The following is a 16,592-nucleotide window of genomic DNA, read 5'->3' as shown; positions in this document are numbered from 1 at the left end:
TCACGAGAGGAATGCGAATAGCCATGAATAAAAATAGGTATACAGGCTTATTCTATTTAACACCATGGTTAATAGGGATTTGTTTCTTTGTAATCTACCCATTTATCATGTCACTGTATTACAGTTTTACAGACTACTCCCTGCTGGATAAGCCTGCTTTTATTGGACTGGATAATTATTCACGGATGTTTACAAGTGACCCCACCTTCTGGACCTCGGTGAAAGCCACGATCAAATTTGTATTCTTTACCGTGCCATTTAAATTAGCATTTGCACTGCTTATTGCCTATATTATGAATGCTAAATTAAAGGGAATCGGATTTTTTAGAACCGCCTATTATATTCCATCTATTTTAGGTGCAAATGTAGCTATTGCAGTATTATGGCAGTTCTTATTTAAAAGTGATGGGTTAATCAATATGGCGTTAAATATGACCGGTCTGGAAAGCATCGGGTGGTTCTCTAGCACAAGTGGAGCAATGTTTACTATTGTTTTATTACGTATTTGGCAGTTTGGTTCTGCGATGGTGATTTTTTTGAATGCGTTGTCGGAAATCCCGCAAGATTTATATGAAGCAGCTTCCATTGATGGAGCTTCAAAGTTTAGACAGTTTTTTTCAGTGACAATACCCCAGCTAACCCCAATTATATTCTTTAATTTAATCTTGCAGCTTGTGCAAGCCTTCCAGGAATTTGAGGGGCCATTCTTAGTTACGGGTGGAGGTCCAATGAAGAGCACCTACCTATTACCAATGTATATATACGATAGTGCTTTTAAAAACTTTGACATGGGATATTCCGGTGCTTTGTCCTGGGTGTTATTTATTATGATTATGATATTCACGGCCATCCTGTTCAAAACGTCAAGTAAATGGGTGTTTTATGCTGACGGAGGGAAATAACATGGAGCAAGCAATGAGAAACAAAAATAACAGAAGTGAGTACCATAAAAGAAAAATCGCTTTATATTTCAAATATTTCTTTTTGATTATAGGGACCTTAATTATGCTTTATCCGATTCTCTGGTTATTTGGGGCATCTTTTAAGAGTAATACAGAGATTTTTAAATCAATATGGTTTATGCCTAAGTCTTTTGATTTCACACCTTATATCGAAGGATGGAAGACTTCTAGCCAGTATACATTTGGAACCTACTTTTTAAACTCTTTTTTGATTGTAATTCCAAAAGTGTTATTAACCTTGATTTCTTGTATTCTGACTGCATATGGATTTGCAAGATTTAACTTTCCTATGAAAAAAGTGCTGTTTCCGGTTATGATCGCTACTCTTTTTCTTCCAGGAATCGTTACTAGAGTACCGATGTATATTTTTTGGAAGAATGTAGATCTTTTGGACACTTATATCCCTCTAATTGCCAATTCTGCATTTGCTTGTGATACATTTTTTGTATATATGTTGGTTCAATTTTTAAGAACGATTCCCGGGGAGCTGGACGAGGCAGCAACAATAGATGGGTGTAACTCTTTTAATATTTTAATTAAAGTATTGCTCCCTATTCTAAAACCTACCCTTATTACAGTAGCTTTATTCCAGTTCATGTGGACATTTACTGAGTTTCAGGGTCCTTTAATTTATATTTCTTCAGTCGAGAAGTATCCTGTTTCAATTGCGCTTCGAATGGCGATGGATACGACATCTGTTGATTTTAGCTGGAATAAAAATATTGCTATGTCAATTATAGGGTTAATACCTTCGATTATTGTATATTTCTCTGCTCAAAAGCACTTTATTGGCGGTTCTACAGCAGGCGGAATTAAGGGATGATAACAGATAAAGAACTGACCAATGCAACAACATATAAATGGATAGGAGATGAAGCTAGATGTCACATCGGATGGAATATCCGCGTCCACAGTTAGTTAGAGACGCATGGCTTAACTTAAATGGAGCATGGCAATTTGAATTTGATGACAGGAATGTTGGAGCTGCACAGCGATGGTTTGATCCAAGTGAAAATTTTAGTCAGACCATTCAAGTTCCTTTTGCTTTTCAAACCCCTGCAAGTGGAATACACGATACCTCTTTTCATGACTATGTCTGGTATAAGCGTAATTTTACACTTGATCCAGGTTGGTATAAGAAGCGTGTTGTTGTATTACATTTTGGAGCGGTAGATTATAGAGCTTGGGTGTATGTGAATGGTCATTATATCGGCATGCACGAGGGAGGACACACTCCATTTTCTTTTGATATTACGCATGCATTAACCGGGCAGGAGGAACAGGTGACTGTACATGTTGAAGATCCTTCACAGGATGAAACTATACCCCGGGGCAAACAGTTCTGGTTAGAGAAGCCAGAAAGCATCTGGTATACCCGCACGACAGGGATTTGGCAGACCGTGTGGCTGGAGGCGGTAAACCCTGTTTATATTCATCAGGTGAAGTTTGAGCCCGATTTAGATCAAGGGAGCATTGGAATAGAAGTTAAATCTGAGGGATATGGATCAGAGGAATTAGATTTGGATATTCGTATTTCTTTTCGGGGAGTACCTGTTATTCAGGATCAAGTACGATTGTTGCAGCCAATAACACGTAGAACAGTAGAGCTATTTGGTTTGAAAACATTCCGGACAAACTTTCATCATGCCGGCTGGACATGGACTCCGGAAACTCCTAATTTGTTTGATGTTGAAATGAAGCTGTACGATCATGGGGTTGAGGTGGATTGTATACAATCGTATTTCGGCATGCGGAAAGTTCATACAGAGAATGGTATGGTCTATCTGAATAACAAACCTTATTATCAAAAGCTTGTACTCGACCAAGGTTATTGGCAGGAAGGATTACTTACTGCGCCAACGGATGAACACCTGAAGAAAGATATTGAATTAGCTAAAGAATTAGGGTTCAACGGTTGCCGTAAGCATCAAAAGGTAGAGGATCCGCGGTTTTTATATTGGGCAGATCGAATAGGGTTCCTTGTGTGGGGAGAATGTGCTGCGAGCGCCTCTTTTAATAGTGATGCTGTGGCCCGGTTAACCAAAGAATGGATTGAAATTATTGACCGTGATTTCAATCATCCATCTATTGTTGCATGGGTTCCGCTTAACGAAAGCTGGGGAATTCCGATGGTGAAATCGAATAAGCAGCAGCAGTACCACAGCTTAGCCATGTATAGTCTTATTCATTCATTGGATGATACCCGATTAGTGATATCGAACGATGGATGGGAAATGACACGAACTGACATTTGTGCGGTACACAATTATCAGCATGGCAGAGCAGATGAGCCCGATAAGTATGAAGAATTTAAGCGGATTCTGTCCACGAAGGAAACGATGCTTGCTTCAAAGCCATCAGCCCGCAGTGTATATGCAGATGGTTATGAGCATCGGGGAGAGCCAATTTTGTTAACTGAATTTGGTGGTATAAGCTATAAGGCTGGCGCTGACGATGGTTGGGGATATACCAGTGCACAATCTTCAGAGGATCTTGTTCTAGAATATGAAAGAATTATGAAGGCTGTATACGCTTCTAAGATTATTTATGGTTATTGTTATACGCAGTTAACAGATGTTGAGCAAGAAATTAACGGTCTATTGGCATATGATCGAACACCCAAATGCGATATGTCGTTAATTAAAGAAATTAATAGTCAATGGCATCTACGGACAATTTAATCGGAATAAATTTAATGATAAGGAGTTTATGAATCCATGACAAATGAAAAACTGCTTCAAAAAATTGGACTGGTAGTAGACAAGCTTATGAATCTGGGCGGTAGCGACTATGAAAAGGATAAAACCGTGGTTCAGGCCGATACGAAATTAGGGATTGTACAACGGGATTTCGGAATTGAAGAATGGGACTGGCCGCAGGGCGTCGGTCTTTATGGTCTTTACAAGCTGCAGAATTATTACGGCGATCACCGCTATAAGGAATTTTTTCAGAATTGGTATACCCGTAATCTGGAGGTTGGGCTGCCTTCAAAAAACATTAATACAACAGCTCCTTATCTGGGTCTGGTTCTGCTCCTGGATCAACTTGAGCCTTCCAGCCAACTGGAACAGCTATGCCGGGAACATGCGGATTGGCTCCTTCATGAGTTGCCCAAAACTAAAGAAGGAGGCTTTCAGCATACGGTCACTGCCATTGGCAATCGGGATGGAATTCACTTGCACAATGGACAGTTATGGATTGATACGCTCTTTATGGCGGTTCTGTTTCTGAACCAGGCCGGGCGCAAGTTTAACCGGCCGGAGTGGCAGCATGAAGCTGAACACCAGATTCTGCTCCATATCAAGTATTTGTTCGACAAACATACCGGCCTGTTCTTCCACGGCTGGAGCTTCGAACGCAATGATAATTTCGGCAGTATCTTCTGGTGCCGCGGCAATTCCTGGTTCACCTATGGCATCGTCGATTACCTGGAAACTTGCCAGGATACGATTAGCCCGGGCATCCGGAAATTTCTGGTGGATACGTATAAAGCTCAGGTCAATGCCTTGGTTTCACTTCAGGCAGCTTCCGGTCTTTGGCATACAGTCCTGCAGGACCGGGCCAGCTATGAAGAGGTATCCGGGTCGGCCGCAATTGCCGCAGGTATCCTAAAAGGCATTAAAGCCGGTATTCTGGATTCCTCATATCAGGCTGCGGCAGACAAGGCCATTCAGTCGGTATGTCAAAATATTAGCGGAGATGGAACCGTACTGAATGTGTCGGCCGGAACCGGGATGGGAATGGATAAGGATCATTACAAGAACATTACCCTCATGCCGATGGCATACGGACAGTCCTTGGCTCTTATTGCCTTGTATGAAGCTTTAAAATAAACCCTGCGTAAACTCATTTATTCATCTTTTCTTGGATACAAATAGCCTAATCCTTGAGCATTTACGCCAAAGGATTAGGCTGTTTTATCTTCTTTACCCAGTTACTCGTAAACCCGCACCTCAATAATCTCCGCATACTGGCTTCCGTTAGTCGCCCCGATCACAACGCGCAGGCGATCAGTTGTTACAGCTTCGGCAAGTGTGTGCACATGCTTGCGCTTGTGATTGTCACTTCCTGCGGCGACTGCCGTCCAGTTGCCGTCCATGTAAGCTTCAATACGATAATCCTTGACGAGCGTTGGCAGGATTTCGTAAGGCGTGATGTGATGATGCAGATTGATCAGGTCCTCATTCACATCGTCATTGAAGGTGACTTGCACCTGGCGGATGGAGGCAGGTGCGCTCCAAGAAAGCTCAAGCCATTCCGGGCGGCCGGAGTTCATTTGGTCAGAGGACCACAGGTGCGGACCGCCGTAAGGACGGAGGTATCCGTCCGTTGCTTTGACCGCAGCGAAGGCTTGTGATGGCGCAGACAGGCGGATGCATGGTGCGGTGTGATCGAATTTCTTTTTGTCCCACAGCACTACAGGCTGTGCGGGCTGATTCTGGAAATCCAAGGATACTACAGGTGTGTTGCTATGCCCATAAGCGAGCATCCCTGAAGTCGGCTGATCTGCCATATGCAGGGTGATTGCCGCATTAGCCTTGATGATCAGAAAAGCATTGCGCGGCGTCTCCGGCTGCCAGCGCAGGTCAAGCTTCACCCATTGCTGCGTCCCGGAGTTGACAGAAGCCGATGCGGATTGCAGATGCGCATACGGAACATAATTCTCGGGCCGGCCGGTCTCCCATAGCTGGACGGTCAGCTCCGCTGCTTCGCTCGCATCGATCAGCAGCTCAATTCCGTCAAGCAGAGGATCAACCGGAAGGGTGATGCCGATGTCAGTCGTAAGAGGGACACTGAATGCCGGATGCTCTACTGCGAACCGGCTCCGTTCGCTGGAGGCACTGACGGCTGCCTGGAGCGCCAGGTCGGATTCGTCTTCATTGCGCAGGCCGAGAACGGATGCATCCTGGCGCAGCATGGTCTGCTGCAGGTCTTGCAGGTGGTTCGCATGCAGTTCACGCGGCGTAATTCCCCTGGCCGCGCAAAGTGCAGCGCCGGTGCCTGCAGCTTCGCCGATGACCGCGCAGGTAGCCATAACGCGTGTCGTCCCGAACGCGACATGCGATGCGCTGATGTCGCGGCCGGCCATCAGCAGATTGTTCACATTCACTGAATACAGTGAACGGAACGGAATGTGGTAGCTGCCGTCGGAATACATATGCTTCGAGCCTGATTCGGTAGCATACACACCATGCGGCGGGTGCAGATCGATCGACCAGCCGCCGAAGCCAATCCGGTCCGCGAATTCACGCTGCGCAAGGATATCGTTCTGGTTCAAGATATAATCGCCTACGAAGCGGCGGTATTCCCGTTTGCCCGGAAGCGAACCGACCCATTCCAGCGTCATATTCCCGGCATCGAATTTACCGGAATTCTTAATATAGTCCCAAATCCCGTAAATGATGGACCATAGCTCGTCGCGGATGGCCTCGTTATCATGAACGGTATCCTGTTCGCCGCCGAACTCAATCCACCAGTATGCGCAGCCATTGTCGCCGCTGCGGATGATGCGGTTCTCGGTGATTGACGTTTGTGTAATATCGATGGCCATAGCCGGAGCTATATATTTGACCGGATGACCGGCATCCTTGGTATAGAAGAGCAGGGTGCTGCCGAGAGTGATATCATCTGCAACCAGCGGTGCCCATTCTTCGCCCAATTCATCGCACGCTTCGCGGCCCATCCGGAATTCTGCACCAGCCAGGAAGCCGACCAGCCCGTCTCCGGTGCAGTCCAGATAGACCGGGCTCTCAAAACGGATGCTCCGCTCTGATCCCATCATCCATCCGGTAACCGACCGGATCTGCCGCCCGCCGTCCGCTTCCTCACCGGCCTCGGCTTCATGCACATCCGTGTTCAGAAACAGCTGGATATTCGGTTCAGCCTGCACGGCCTCAAGCACAACCATATCCCATAAATATGGATTGCCGTCTTTGTTGCGGTACTGGTTCTCTACAAACAGCTCCCCCATTATCCCCGTCTCCCGGGCATACCGGTGAATGCCGTGTGAGGTAGCGCCGCACACCCATACCCGCACCTCACTGCTGGAGTTGCCGCCAAGCACTGGACGGTTGTTGACCAGTGCGACCGTCTGCCCCAGACGTGCCGCTGCAATCGCCGCACATACTCCTGCCAGACCGCCGCCTACAACGGTTACATCCGTTTTTACCGTTTCTTTCCGCATGGTTGAATCTCTCCCCTGAGTTATGATAATATATCCGTAATTTCATAATAAATCACCTGTATATCAAATAACATGCATATAATTTCTTTTGATATATACTTTATTTCATTTCATTTCATTTACTGGTTGGAGGGAGAGCAGTGCATGCGAATTAATTGGTCAGTTCATCCAGTAGCCTATACGTATTGGGAGAAGAAGGAACAGTTCCTGCTGGAGTATGACACGTATCCTGTGTGGACGATATTTGCGGTGGAACAAGGGCAATTCGCCTACCGGTTCGGAGATCATGAGGGAGAAGCCGGATGGGGGGATATCATCGTATGTCCGCCGGGTACGGCCTTTTACCGGAGAACGGTGACAACTTTAACCTTTCATTTCATCCAGTTCGAATGGGAGGAGAAGCCGGGGCTTGAAGAAGCAGCTGCAACGCTAGGCGGAAGGTGGACGGTCAGGGATGTGGAGCGTCTGCTGTCGACTTACCGTTATATGAGGAACATCGGAAGAAGCATTCAGGAGGAGCCGGGCTTTGGACGAATGAAGCATATGCTGGAGGATTTGTGGAGACTCCTTGATATCGAGCGCAGCTTTGCGGCGGAGGAAGAGCAATCCGAAGGGGAGAGTTCCGATCAGGATATGCAGAAGGCAAGGCAATGGTTGCTTGAGCATGCCTGCACCCCTATGACGATGCAGGAGCTGGCGGCCGCGCTTAGTATCACACCGGTGCAGTTAACACGGCGGTTCCGGGCAGCTTATCAGGCGACACCTTCAGAATTTGTGACCGGAATCAGGCTCCAAAAAGCCTGCCTGCTGCTTGAAGATTCCACACAGTCCATTGAAATCATCGCCCAGCAGTGCGGTTATGAGAATGGCTTCTACCTGAGCCGCGTGTTCAGTGCGAAGCTTGGTTTAACCCCCTCGAAGTACCGCAAGCTGCACCGGCTATAAGAATTCACCAAACAAACGCGACAAACGCGCCTCTCCGAATAAGGAGGGCGCGCTGCCGGTAGTTCATATTAAGGCTGTCATCGTCACACCGCTGTGCAGCTGAGGCTGAATTCTATTGCTGCTTCGCATACCATTCAGAGAACTGCTTCTGGTATTCGGCGATGTATTTGTCGATACCGGCCGCTTTTAACCGCTCAAGGGCCTTAGGGAAAGCAGAATCATAATCACTGAAACCGCTGCCGATCGGGGCCAGGTATTCGGTGAATACGCCGTTCAGCTTGGTTTCTTCATTCTTGACCGGAGTATTGTCGAAGTTGAAGCCTGCGCCCTTGGAGATAATTGCTCCATCATCCCATGCTTTGTAATCGGCAATGAAATCATCCGGTACGGTGTTGTCAAAGCGCATGAAGTTTTTGTTCATCAGCAGCCAATCAGGAATCAGTGAATCGGTATTGATTTTGGTCAGACGGCCGTTAGCGTCCAGCGTATAATCGGTTCCCTCAATACCATAGGCGAACAGGTCGTACAGCTCCTGGTTTTTTTGCAGCAGGTTGAAGAACATGACATAACGCTCAGGGTCCTTGGCCGCGGCAGAGACGAAGAAGGCGGTGCTGTAGGTGCCTCTGCTGATTTTTGGACGGCCGGTGCCCAGGAAATAATTGACCAGCTTGGCTTCAGGCACTGCCTGCGAGATGGTAGCTGCGCCTTCGAACGGACGTGCTGCGGTTCCTGCCCAGAACATTGCTTTGCCGGAGTTCCAGTCAGACTGCAGCTGAGGCACATTGGTTGCGGCGTATTTCGGAATGATCCCTTTCTCGTACCACCCGTGCATCAGACCGGCATAGGTCTTGAATTCTGGGGATTCGAACCAGCTGATAATCTGATCATCCTTGGCAGACTCATCGAGGGCGATGAAATCATTTTGCCAATACAGATTCTTGTCGGTGAAGTCATATTGCAGCATTCTGCGGGCGTCCGTGTTGGCGTATCCGATCAGCTCGGGATGTAGCGCATGGACTTTATCATAAAATTGCTCAAGCTCCGCAAGGGAGGAGACCTGTGTCATTCCTGCTTCCTCCAGCAGATCCTGCCGGACCAGCACACTGTAAAATTCAGCGGAATTCGGTTTGTTGCCTACAGGTACCGCATATTGTTTCCCCTCTAGCTGGAAGGCCCGGAAGGAAGCCTCGTCCACTGCCGCACTCAAATCCGCTGCTGCTGCAGAGATATAGGGAGTGAGGTCCGTGTAGAGCCCTTTGGCGACAGATTTCACCATATAGTTGGCATCCGTATAGGTCGCGAAATCTTCGCCGGTCGACAGCATCAGGTCCGTTTTGCCGCCGCCGTATTCCGTCCAGGGCAGGAACTGAAATTCAACCTCGGCATTGATTTCTTTTTTGATCACATCATAGAACTCCGTCTTGGCCAGCTCCTTCATCCGGTTCGACTCGTCCCCGTACAGCACGATCTTCAGCTTGGCCGGCGCCAGAGCCGTGCCTTCAGTCCCGCTGCCCGCCGCCGTTGCCGGTGCTGAGCCTCCATTGCTGTTGCTGTCCGTATTACCAGGGTTAGCGCTTTCATTATTGCCCTGCGAACAGCCGCTTACCAGGAATACAGTTGCCAGGAGCAAACTTAACCAGCCTTTTTTCTTTGTCATGATGAACACCCTCCTGAATTAGAATTAATCTGTGAGGCTTATATTGCCAAGGCGGTGCTCCCGTAAGCTTATTGTACAACATGTCGGAGCATGGGAGCACACACCTGATGCAACCAATATTAGGTCAATGTGTCCGGAGGATCAGCCTTTCACCGAACCCACGATAATACCTTTAACGAAGAATCCCTGGAGAAAAGGATACAAAATAGCGATCGGCAGAACGGTCAGACAGGTCATCGCCATCTTCGCAGTCTCCAGCGGCGGGGCAATAATAGCGCCTCCCACCTGTGCGGCATTGCCGGAGGCCAGGAACTGAATGTTCGCCATCATGTTGTACATCAGGTATTGGATCGTATAGAGATCCTGATTGTTAACCAGCATCAGCGGCAGATAGAAGTCATTCCAGAACTGGAGCGCATAAAAGAGTGAAATCGTCACCAGTCCGACCCGGCCGAGCGGAATCATAATACTGAAGAAAATCCGCAGATGGCCTGCCCCGTCGATCTGTGCCGACTCGACAATCTCATGCGGGATGCTGCGGAAGTAGTTGGCCATCAGGAACATCAGGAACACACTTAGCACATAGGGAATGAACAGGCCGAGCAGCGTATCGCCAAGGTGATAGTATTTGGTGCTCAGCAGATACCACGGCAGTGTGCCGCCGCTGAACAGCATCGTGAAGTAGGCAAAGAAGGCGAAAAAGTTCTTCAGCCGGAAATTCCGGACGGAAATGACATAGGCATAAGCGGTAGTCACCAGTACAGCGGTCAGCGTGCCGAGTACTGTTACGACCAGCGACATGGAGTAGGCCCGCAGAATCTGCTCTGCTTTGGAGCCAAACAGGAATTCATAGGTTTCGAACGTGAACCCCCGGGGCCAGAAGGAATAGCCCTCCGCAGCAATTCTCGACTCTGTAGATAGAGAACCGGATACCGCCAGCACGAACGGCACCAGGCAAATGACCGAGAATACCGCAATACAGACATAGAAGAAAATAACCAGCCCTTTGTTTTCAGTAGTTTGCATCGTATCGGTCTCCTAGAATAGTTTGCTGTCTTTGTCATACCAGCCGGCCAGCTTGTTGGCTACCAGCACCAGAATGAATCCAAAGACGGATTGATAGAGCGTAATGGCGGATGCGAAGCCGAATTCACCGGAACGGATGGCCGTGCGGTATACATAGACGTCGATAATATCGGTAGTGGGCAGCAGCAGCGGATTAAGGAACGTTACGCCCATGATCATACTCAGATCGCCCTTCAGCATGCCTCCGATTCCGAGCAGTGTCATCAGGATGATTGAAGGAATCAGCATGGGTATCGTGATTTTGGTGATAATCTGCCAGCGGGAGGCACCGTCGATCCGGGCTGCTTCATAATAGGAGGTGTCCACTCCCTGTAACACCGCATAGTAGATGATCGCGCCGTAGCCGGCACTTTTCCAGATATTCGCCAGCACCAGGATCACTACGAACAGCCACGGGCTAGAATACCAGTCCATTTGCGACAGGCCAAGCGATTGCAGCAGCTGGTTGAGAATCCCTTTGTCATAGTCGAGCAGGGAGAACAGGATGGCTCCGATAATGATCCAGGAGATGAAATACGGGAAGAACATGACACTCTGGGTGATTTTGATAAACCACTTGCTGCGCAGCTCGTTCAATATAATGGCGATAGCCACCGAGAAAAAAGTGCCGGTCAGCATGTACAGCGCATTCAGCATAACTGTGTTGCGGGTCGCCCTCAGGGCATCCTCCATACTGGAGAAGAAAAACTCGAAGTTGGAGAAGCCCGCCCACGGGCTGCCGAAAATTCCGTCGTTAAAGTTGTAGTTTTTGAAGACGAGAATCAGTCCGCTCATCGGCAGGTACGCAAATAAAATAAGAATGATGATGCCCGGCAAGGCGAGCAGATACAGCGAGCTGTCCTTCCTCAGGGATTTGCGGAAGCGCCGGGCGCTGACAGTCCGCGTAGCCGGGACAAGCTGTCCCGGTGTGCCGGGTGTTGCCTCTTGCGTCATATACAGTCCACTCCTTTATGCTAGCGTTATCATTTCATCCCGTGATTCAGGAGAACGCTTTACAAGGCAAATCATAATCCGCCGCAGAATGTAAACGCTATCATAATAAACGGGAAAAAGTTAAAAAATGCGGAATAAGCGGGCTTAAAAAAACAGAAAAAGCAGAAGTTTTCTGAATTGGGATGGTTAAATGCCTGATAAAAGCGGGGGAATAGGGATGTGAAAGGGGGGAAGTGCCTTGTATGGAGATAAATACAACATCAGAGCTAAAGAGGTAAGTTCGTTCAATGCAGCAATTTAGGTATCCAGCGTTCCAACTGAAAATTCGGAGATAGTTGTATTCTGTACAATTAAAACCAGCGAAAAGGTAGGCTTGCATCGTATAACTGTATTCTGTACAACTAAATCAGCCCGAACGGGAGAAACTATCAACAAGTGCCAGTTTTAATTGTACGAAATACAACTAAACGGAGATTTGGCGGGGAATCAGACGATTTAGTTGTACAAAGTGCAGTTAAGTCTAATGCATACAGGTAGCTGGTTACTTTAAACCGCAAACCGCAAACCGCAAACCGCAAACCGCAAACCGCAAACCGCAAACCACAAACCCTCACTAGGCAATTTGCCAATGTGGTTTTCATTAATTTATTTCTGACGTTATATTAGAGGCGTAGCTGTGGAGAATGAAATGGTGGATTGAAAAGTTAAATGATAGACTTGAGGAAGATAGCATGGGGCTGGCGCGAAAATCCTGCATAAAATACAACATTTTCCTCAAAATCTCGGCTGTAAATCGAAATTGTTGTATAAAATGCAGCATTTCTCCTCCTCCACGCGGTTTAGCAGGACAATTGTTGTATTTCATACAACAATCTGCCCCAACACCCGGGTATATAGGTCGCCGAGTTGTAATATGTACAACATTTAAGTCTTTACAGACCTGTACCGTGTAAAAGCTATGAGAGTTAGTTAGGATAAGCCAACAGATTTGGGCAAAATCCACAACCGTTCATAGGGAAATAATCCTTTTCCGCATAGAAAAAGATAAATAATTTCAATTGTTTTAATTTGAAGGGAGATAAAATAATGAGAGGTCGTGTGCATACAGAGTATCGGCGTTTAGGGATTTTTGCTGTAGAGACTGAAGACCATGATTTCTCCATAATAGAGGTTCGGAGCGGGCTCCCATCCTTAGGTGACGAACTGGTTGGCGAGCTTAATTCACTTGGTGAAAAGCAGCTGTACAATGATACAACTCTAGAAAAATTGGATGTGTCTATTAAATCTATACATTTAATCCGTGATGATGTGAAGAGAGCAATTATAGATGCTGTAAGAGGGAAGTAGGAAGAAGACTCACATAACTGAAGTGTTTGTAATAGAAATTTGATCAAGAACGCAGCTTTGGATCTGGCTAAGAATGATTTGGAGTTTGGATAAGAAGATTATGTTGCAAACGGAGAATTTCCAATAGGTGATGAATATATGAAGAGGATGGCCCAATCTCAGGAAGTCCTCTGCTAGTTGGTGCTCACTTAAAGAAGACGGCCTCGGATGATATTGAAGATTTTAACTTAAATTACCCGGGAGTAGTGAAGCAGTTTATAGTGTATGGTCTGGAAAATGGGTGGAATGGATCAAACAGAATTGAGTTCAGTGATGGGTTAGAAATACTTGAGAATATGGGGTATGACGTGTTATGGCTTAAAGCTGGACCTAGTCCGCAATAATTAATGGGTACTCTTACGCAGGAGGGCACTAGGATCGTCGGATATGCAGAGGTAACACAAATTTTCAATAAACTATTGATAAAATCAGATTGATTCCATGAGCACTTATTATAAGAGGTGAGGATGATTAAAAAATCGGAAATTGAATTTAAAATGCGTCTAAGGGATGGTTACCCGGGACCCATACGTTTTGCGGATTTTATAGTTGACGGACAATCCTTATATGATAGTTATGCTAAGTATTATGACTTTGTATCATGTTTAGGGTGGGGCAGTGAGGATTTTCAGCAAAAACACATTTCAAGGTTGATATTATTGAGTCAGCCAGATTTTCCTAATGGAAAGAATTCAATATATATATGCCCTGCATGTGCTGATCTGGGGTGTGGGGCGGTATATTCATTTATTGAAATGAATAACGACACTGTAACTTGGACTTTCATTGACGGCCGAGAACAATTAATCAATAACTCAAAAACGTTTCACTTTGATAAGGAAGATTATATTAAACAAATTAATAGTACATATGGATTAGGCGGGTTTAAATTCCCTTGGGAGAAGTAAACCTTATTCATAAGGAGTGAAAAACTTCTTTTAACAAACCAGCAGCAGCCCAGGACTTCATCCGTCCTTGGCTGCTGCTGTTTCCATTTCCCCCTATCCATCCCTCTCCAGCCCCCACTACTCCTTCTGCTGCAAAATATGATTCATTCTCCATTTGGACGGTGTGACGCCATAACGTTTTTTGAACTGGGTTGTAAAATAAGTGCTGCTGTTATATCCGACCCGTCCGGCAATCTCGCGGATATCGAGCGTAAGATCCGTGACCAGCAGCAGTTCTGCCTGCTCCAGCCGCAGCTGGTTGACGAAATCCGGGAAGCTGCTGTCCACCTCTTCGGCAATCAGCCTGCTGAGGTAGGCAGGGCTGACCGACAGCTTCTCGGCCAGCGCATTAAGCGACAGGGCGGGGTCGTTATAATGCTCCCTAATATAAGCGGCAGCCTCAGCGGCAATGCTCCGGGTCTGCACCGCACTCATGCTGGCAATCCGGCCCACGGCTGCGCTGCAACTGTATTCAATCCACTCGCGCAGCTTGTCATAGCTCTGAATCTGCCAGACCTGCTGATAATCATCCAGAAAGCCGGAATGGCGGTTGCCCCCGCTGCTCAGATCTGCCGTACGGTTCAGCTCAAAGGCAAGCCTTGATACAGCAACGGTAGCAGACTCTGCACGGTAGCTGCAGGCTACCGCCAGCAGTCTTTCCACAGCCTGCGGGATGTGGCTGGCCAGCTCCGGCTGTTTTACCGCCTGCAGTACCGGCTCAAGCGCACTGTCTGGAACCGGGCTGCTGTTCAGATGGACGGTATCGTCGGCGAATATGATATTCTGCTGTGCATGGAATTTAAGATACTGCATGCAGTCTGCCGCTTCAGCGTATTTGGACTTCAGCAGGCCCAGATCACTTTCCAGCCCGCTGATGCCGAACGCGCAGCGGCCGCCGGACTTAAGGCATAGTGCAGCGAGCTCCTCCCATGTACTGCGGTAATGGGCATAATCCCCGAAGCTTCCGCTATAGAGCTCACTCAGAATAAGGACGGCCGACCCTTGATGGGGGCGGAAGATTTGAACCTCGGCCAGCTCCGAGAATGCAGTTTGAATCCGGTGAATGACTTCCTGTACAGGTTCCGGGGCATTCCCGGTCTGTCCCGGTTCCAGCACGGCCAGTACACAGATACAATAAGCACCTTCCGTTGCGCCGATGCCCATCATCGGGAGGACGCCGGAAGGGTCTGCCGCACCGCGCGGGGAGAGCAGCCAGCGCATCAGGGCACTGCCGTCGCTCTCCTTCTTGAGCTGTGCCAGCTTCACACCTATAGATTCCAGCTCCAGATTCACGGTATCCAGGTCACTGCCGGCCTTCAAGGCTTCTTCATTGCCGGAGATATTAGCGATGCTGCCAAACAGCCTGCCGATCGGTTTATAGATCTGCCGGGAAATCAGGTTGGCAGTTACAGCAGCAGCCAGTATTAGAGCCAGGCAGAGGCCAATCATCAGATTGCGGGCATTTGCAAGCTCACGGATGCTGTCTTTATAGTACATCTCTGATACAAACCACAGCTTATCCTGCGCGGAATACACATAAGTAATCAGCTGCTTGTCTCCGTTGCCCTTATAGACGAAGGAGCCACTTTCAGAGGTGGAGGCAGCGACCTGCTTCAGCATCTCCGGATGTAAGGTGCTGCCGGAGAGTGTGCTGTGCATGAGAATTTCGCCATTCCGGTCAATGACGGCATAACGTGTAGTTCCGCCTTCTTTTTGAGTGAACAGATTGTTCTGGAGCTTGGCGAGATTGACCGTCAGCGCAACTGCGCCGTAATATTCGCTGTCTGCAAAGGCCCGGTCGTTATAAAAGACGGTCAGCAGGGTGACAGGCGTGCCGTTGTTCTGGGTGGTTTGCCACACAAAGGGAGATTCAATAATACGGCTGCTCCGCATCCTCCGGGCCAGCTCCAGCTTGGCTTCCGGGCTTAGCGGCATGTTCTCATAGATGACAGAAGGTTCCTTCTCCCCGAAGATATAGGCGTTCTCCAGATACTGGTTAACGACCAGCGCACCGCGAATCTGGCTTAAGACACTGTAGAGCTGGTCACTCCAGTCCGTCTCTCCGCTCCGCATCAGGGCACTGATGTTCGGGTTGGCATAGAAGTCCATCGTATAGTTCTGAACAATTTCCTTATAGTTCGTGAATACGGTTTCAGTATTTAACAGCACATTCTGGTTAGCCTTGTCGACATTATCAATCGAAATATTCCGGTACCAGTAGAATATCGCCATAGCCAGTACCAGAATACAGCAGACAGAGATCAGGGTCAGGCTCATAAAAAAGCGGGTATACAGTTTCTTTCTCTTTCCCAAGATGATCGCCCCTTTATGTAAATCCTACTACACCTATTCTAGTGGGACAAGCTATTCATTGACAAGAAGGGAGATAGACCCAAATAGCATGAAAGTATAAAAAACGGGAAAAAGAGCATAGAAAGAGCAAGAAAGTTAAACTTATACGAACTATAATTGGTTATGCTTACATTTTGCTC

At 47.6% G+C, this 16,592-nt stretch carries 12 protein-coding genes; 7 read left to right on the top strand and 5 right to left on the bottom strand.

What is annotated here, in order from left to right:
- The first annotated feature begins 23 nt into the window (after positions 1 to 23).
- Genes NYE33_RS30180 through NYE33_RS30165 form a run of 4 tightly spaced genes read left to right on the top strand, consistent with a single transcriptional unit; the run spans position 24 to position 4,795 of the window.
- Entirely contained in the window at positions 24 to 902 is an 879-nt protein-coding gene (locus NYE33_RS30180) for a carbohydrate ABC transporter permease (RefSeq protein ID WP_042135197.1), read from the top strand.
- Between the two features lies 1 nt (position 903).
- A complete protein-coding gene (locus tag NYE33_RS30175) occupies positions 904 to 1,785 on the top strand; it encodes a carbohydrate ABC transporter permease (RefSeq protein WP_052421749.1) in 882 nt (293 codons plus the stop codon).
- 58 nt (positions 1,786 to 1,843) lie between these two features.
- Entirely contained in the window at positions 1,844 to 3,643 is a 1,800-nt protein-coding gene (locus tag NYE33_RS30170; RefSeq protein WP_042135199.1) for a glycoside hydrolase family 2 protein, read from the top strand.
- A 36-nt stretch (positions 3,644 to 3,679) separates the two neighbouring features.
- Entirely contained in the window at positions 3,680 to 4,795 is a 1,116-nt protein-coding gene (locus NYE33_RS30165; RefSeq protein WP_042135201.1) for a glycoside hydrolase family 88/105 protein, read from the top strand.
- A gap of 101 nt (positions 4,796 to 4,896) precedes the next feature.
- On the opposite strand, the gene NYE33_RS30160 is transcribed toward NYE33_RS30165, so the two are convergent.
- The gene (locus NYE33_RS30160; RefSeq protein WP_341069004.1) at positions 4,897 to 7,146 is read right to left on the bottom strand and encodes an FAD-dependent oxidoreductase; all 2,250 of its coding nucleotides are present in this window, start codon (positions 7,144 to 7,146) and stop codon (positions 4,897 to 4,899) included.
- A 144-nt stretch (positions 7,147 to 7,290) separates the two neighbouring features.
- On the opposite strand from NYE33_RS30160, the gene NYE33_RS30155 reads away from it, so the two are divergent.
- A complete protein-coding gene (locus NYE33_RS30155; RefSeq protein WP_336101512.1) occupies positions 7,291 to 8,091 on the top strand; it encodes an AraC family transcriptional regulator in 801 nt (266 codons plus the stop codon).
- A 112-nt stretch (positions 8,092 to 8,203) separates the two neighbouring features.
- Here the strand turns inward: NYE33_RS30155 and NYE33_RS30150 are convergent, their stop codons facing one another.
- From NYE33_RS30150 to NYE33_RS30140, 3 genes are all read right to left on the bottom strand, one after another.
- Positions 8,204 to 9,748 (bottom strand): ABC transporter substrate-binding protein, encoded by a 1,545-nt coding sequence (locus NYE33_RS30150; protein ID WP_341069002.1) that lies wholly within the window; start codon positions 9,746 to 9,748, stop codon positions 8,204 to 8,206.
- Between the two features lie 141 nt (positions 9,749 to 9,889).
- Positions 9,890 to 10,774, bottom strand: a complete 885-nt coding sequence (locus NYE33_RS30145; protein WP_341069000.1) for a carbohydrate ABC transporter permease — start codon at positions 10,772 to 10,774, stop codon at positions 9,890 to 9,892.
- Positions 10,775 to 10,786: 12 nt separating this feature from the next.
- On the bottom strand, positions 10,787 to 11,767 hold the full coding sequence (locus NYE33_RS30140) for an ABC transporter permease (protein WP_052421752.1): 981 nt from the start codon (positions 11,765 to 11,767) through the stop codon (positions 10,787 to 10,789).
- 1,086 nt (positions 11,768 to 12,853) lie between these two features.
- Here NYE33_RS30140 and NYE33_RS30135 point away from each other — a divergent pair.
- Both NYE33_RS30135 and NYE33_RS30130 read left to right on the top strand, forming a co-directional pair.
- The gene (locus NYE33_RS30135; RefSeq protein ID WP_042135206.1) at positions 12,854 to 13,114 is read left to right on the top strand and encodes a hypothetical protein; all 261 of its coding nucleotides are present in this window, start codon (positions 12,854 to 12,856) and stop codon (positions 13,112 to 13,114) included.
- Between the two features lie 506 nt (positions 13,115 to 13,620).
- Positions 13,621 to 14,061: a hypothetical protein gene (locus NYE33_RS30130; protein WP_336101514.1), complete on the top strand. Its 441-nt coding sequence runs from the start codon at positions 13,621 to 13,623 to the stop codon at positions 14,059 to 14,061.
- 117 nt (positions 14,062 to 14,178) lie between these two features.
- Here NYE33_RS30130 and NYE33_RS30125 read toward each other — a convergent pair whose 3' ends face one another.
- Positions 14,179 to 16,413 (bottom strand): AraC family transcriptional regulator, encoded by a 2,235-nt coding sequence (locus NYE33_RS30125; RefSeq protein ID WP_336101515.1) that lies wholly within the window; start codon positions 16,411 to 16,413, stop codon positions 14,179 to 14,181.
- Positions 16,414 to 16,592: the final 179 nt, after the last annotated feature.

Source organism: Paenibacillus sp. FSL R10-2199 (assembly GCF_038000235.1).
GTDB classification, from domain to species: Bacteria; Bacillota; Bacilli; order Paenibacillales; family Paenibacillaceae; genus Paenibacillus_AQ; species Paenibacillus_AQ phytohabitans.
This window is presented reverse-complemented; position numbering and strand designations above follow the sequence as displayed.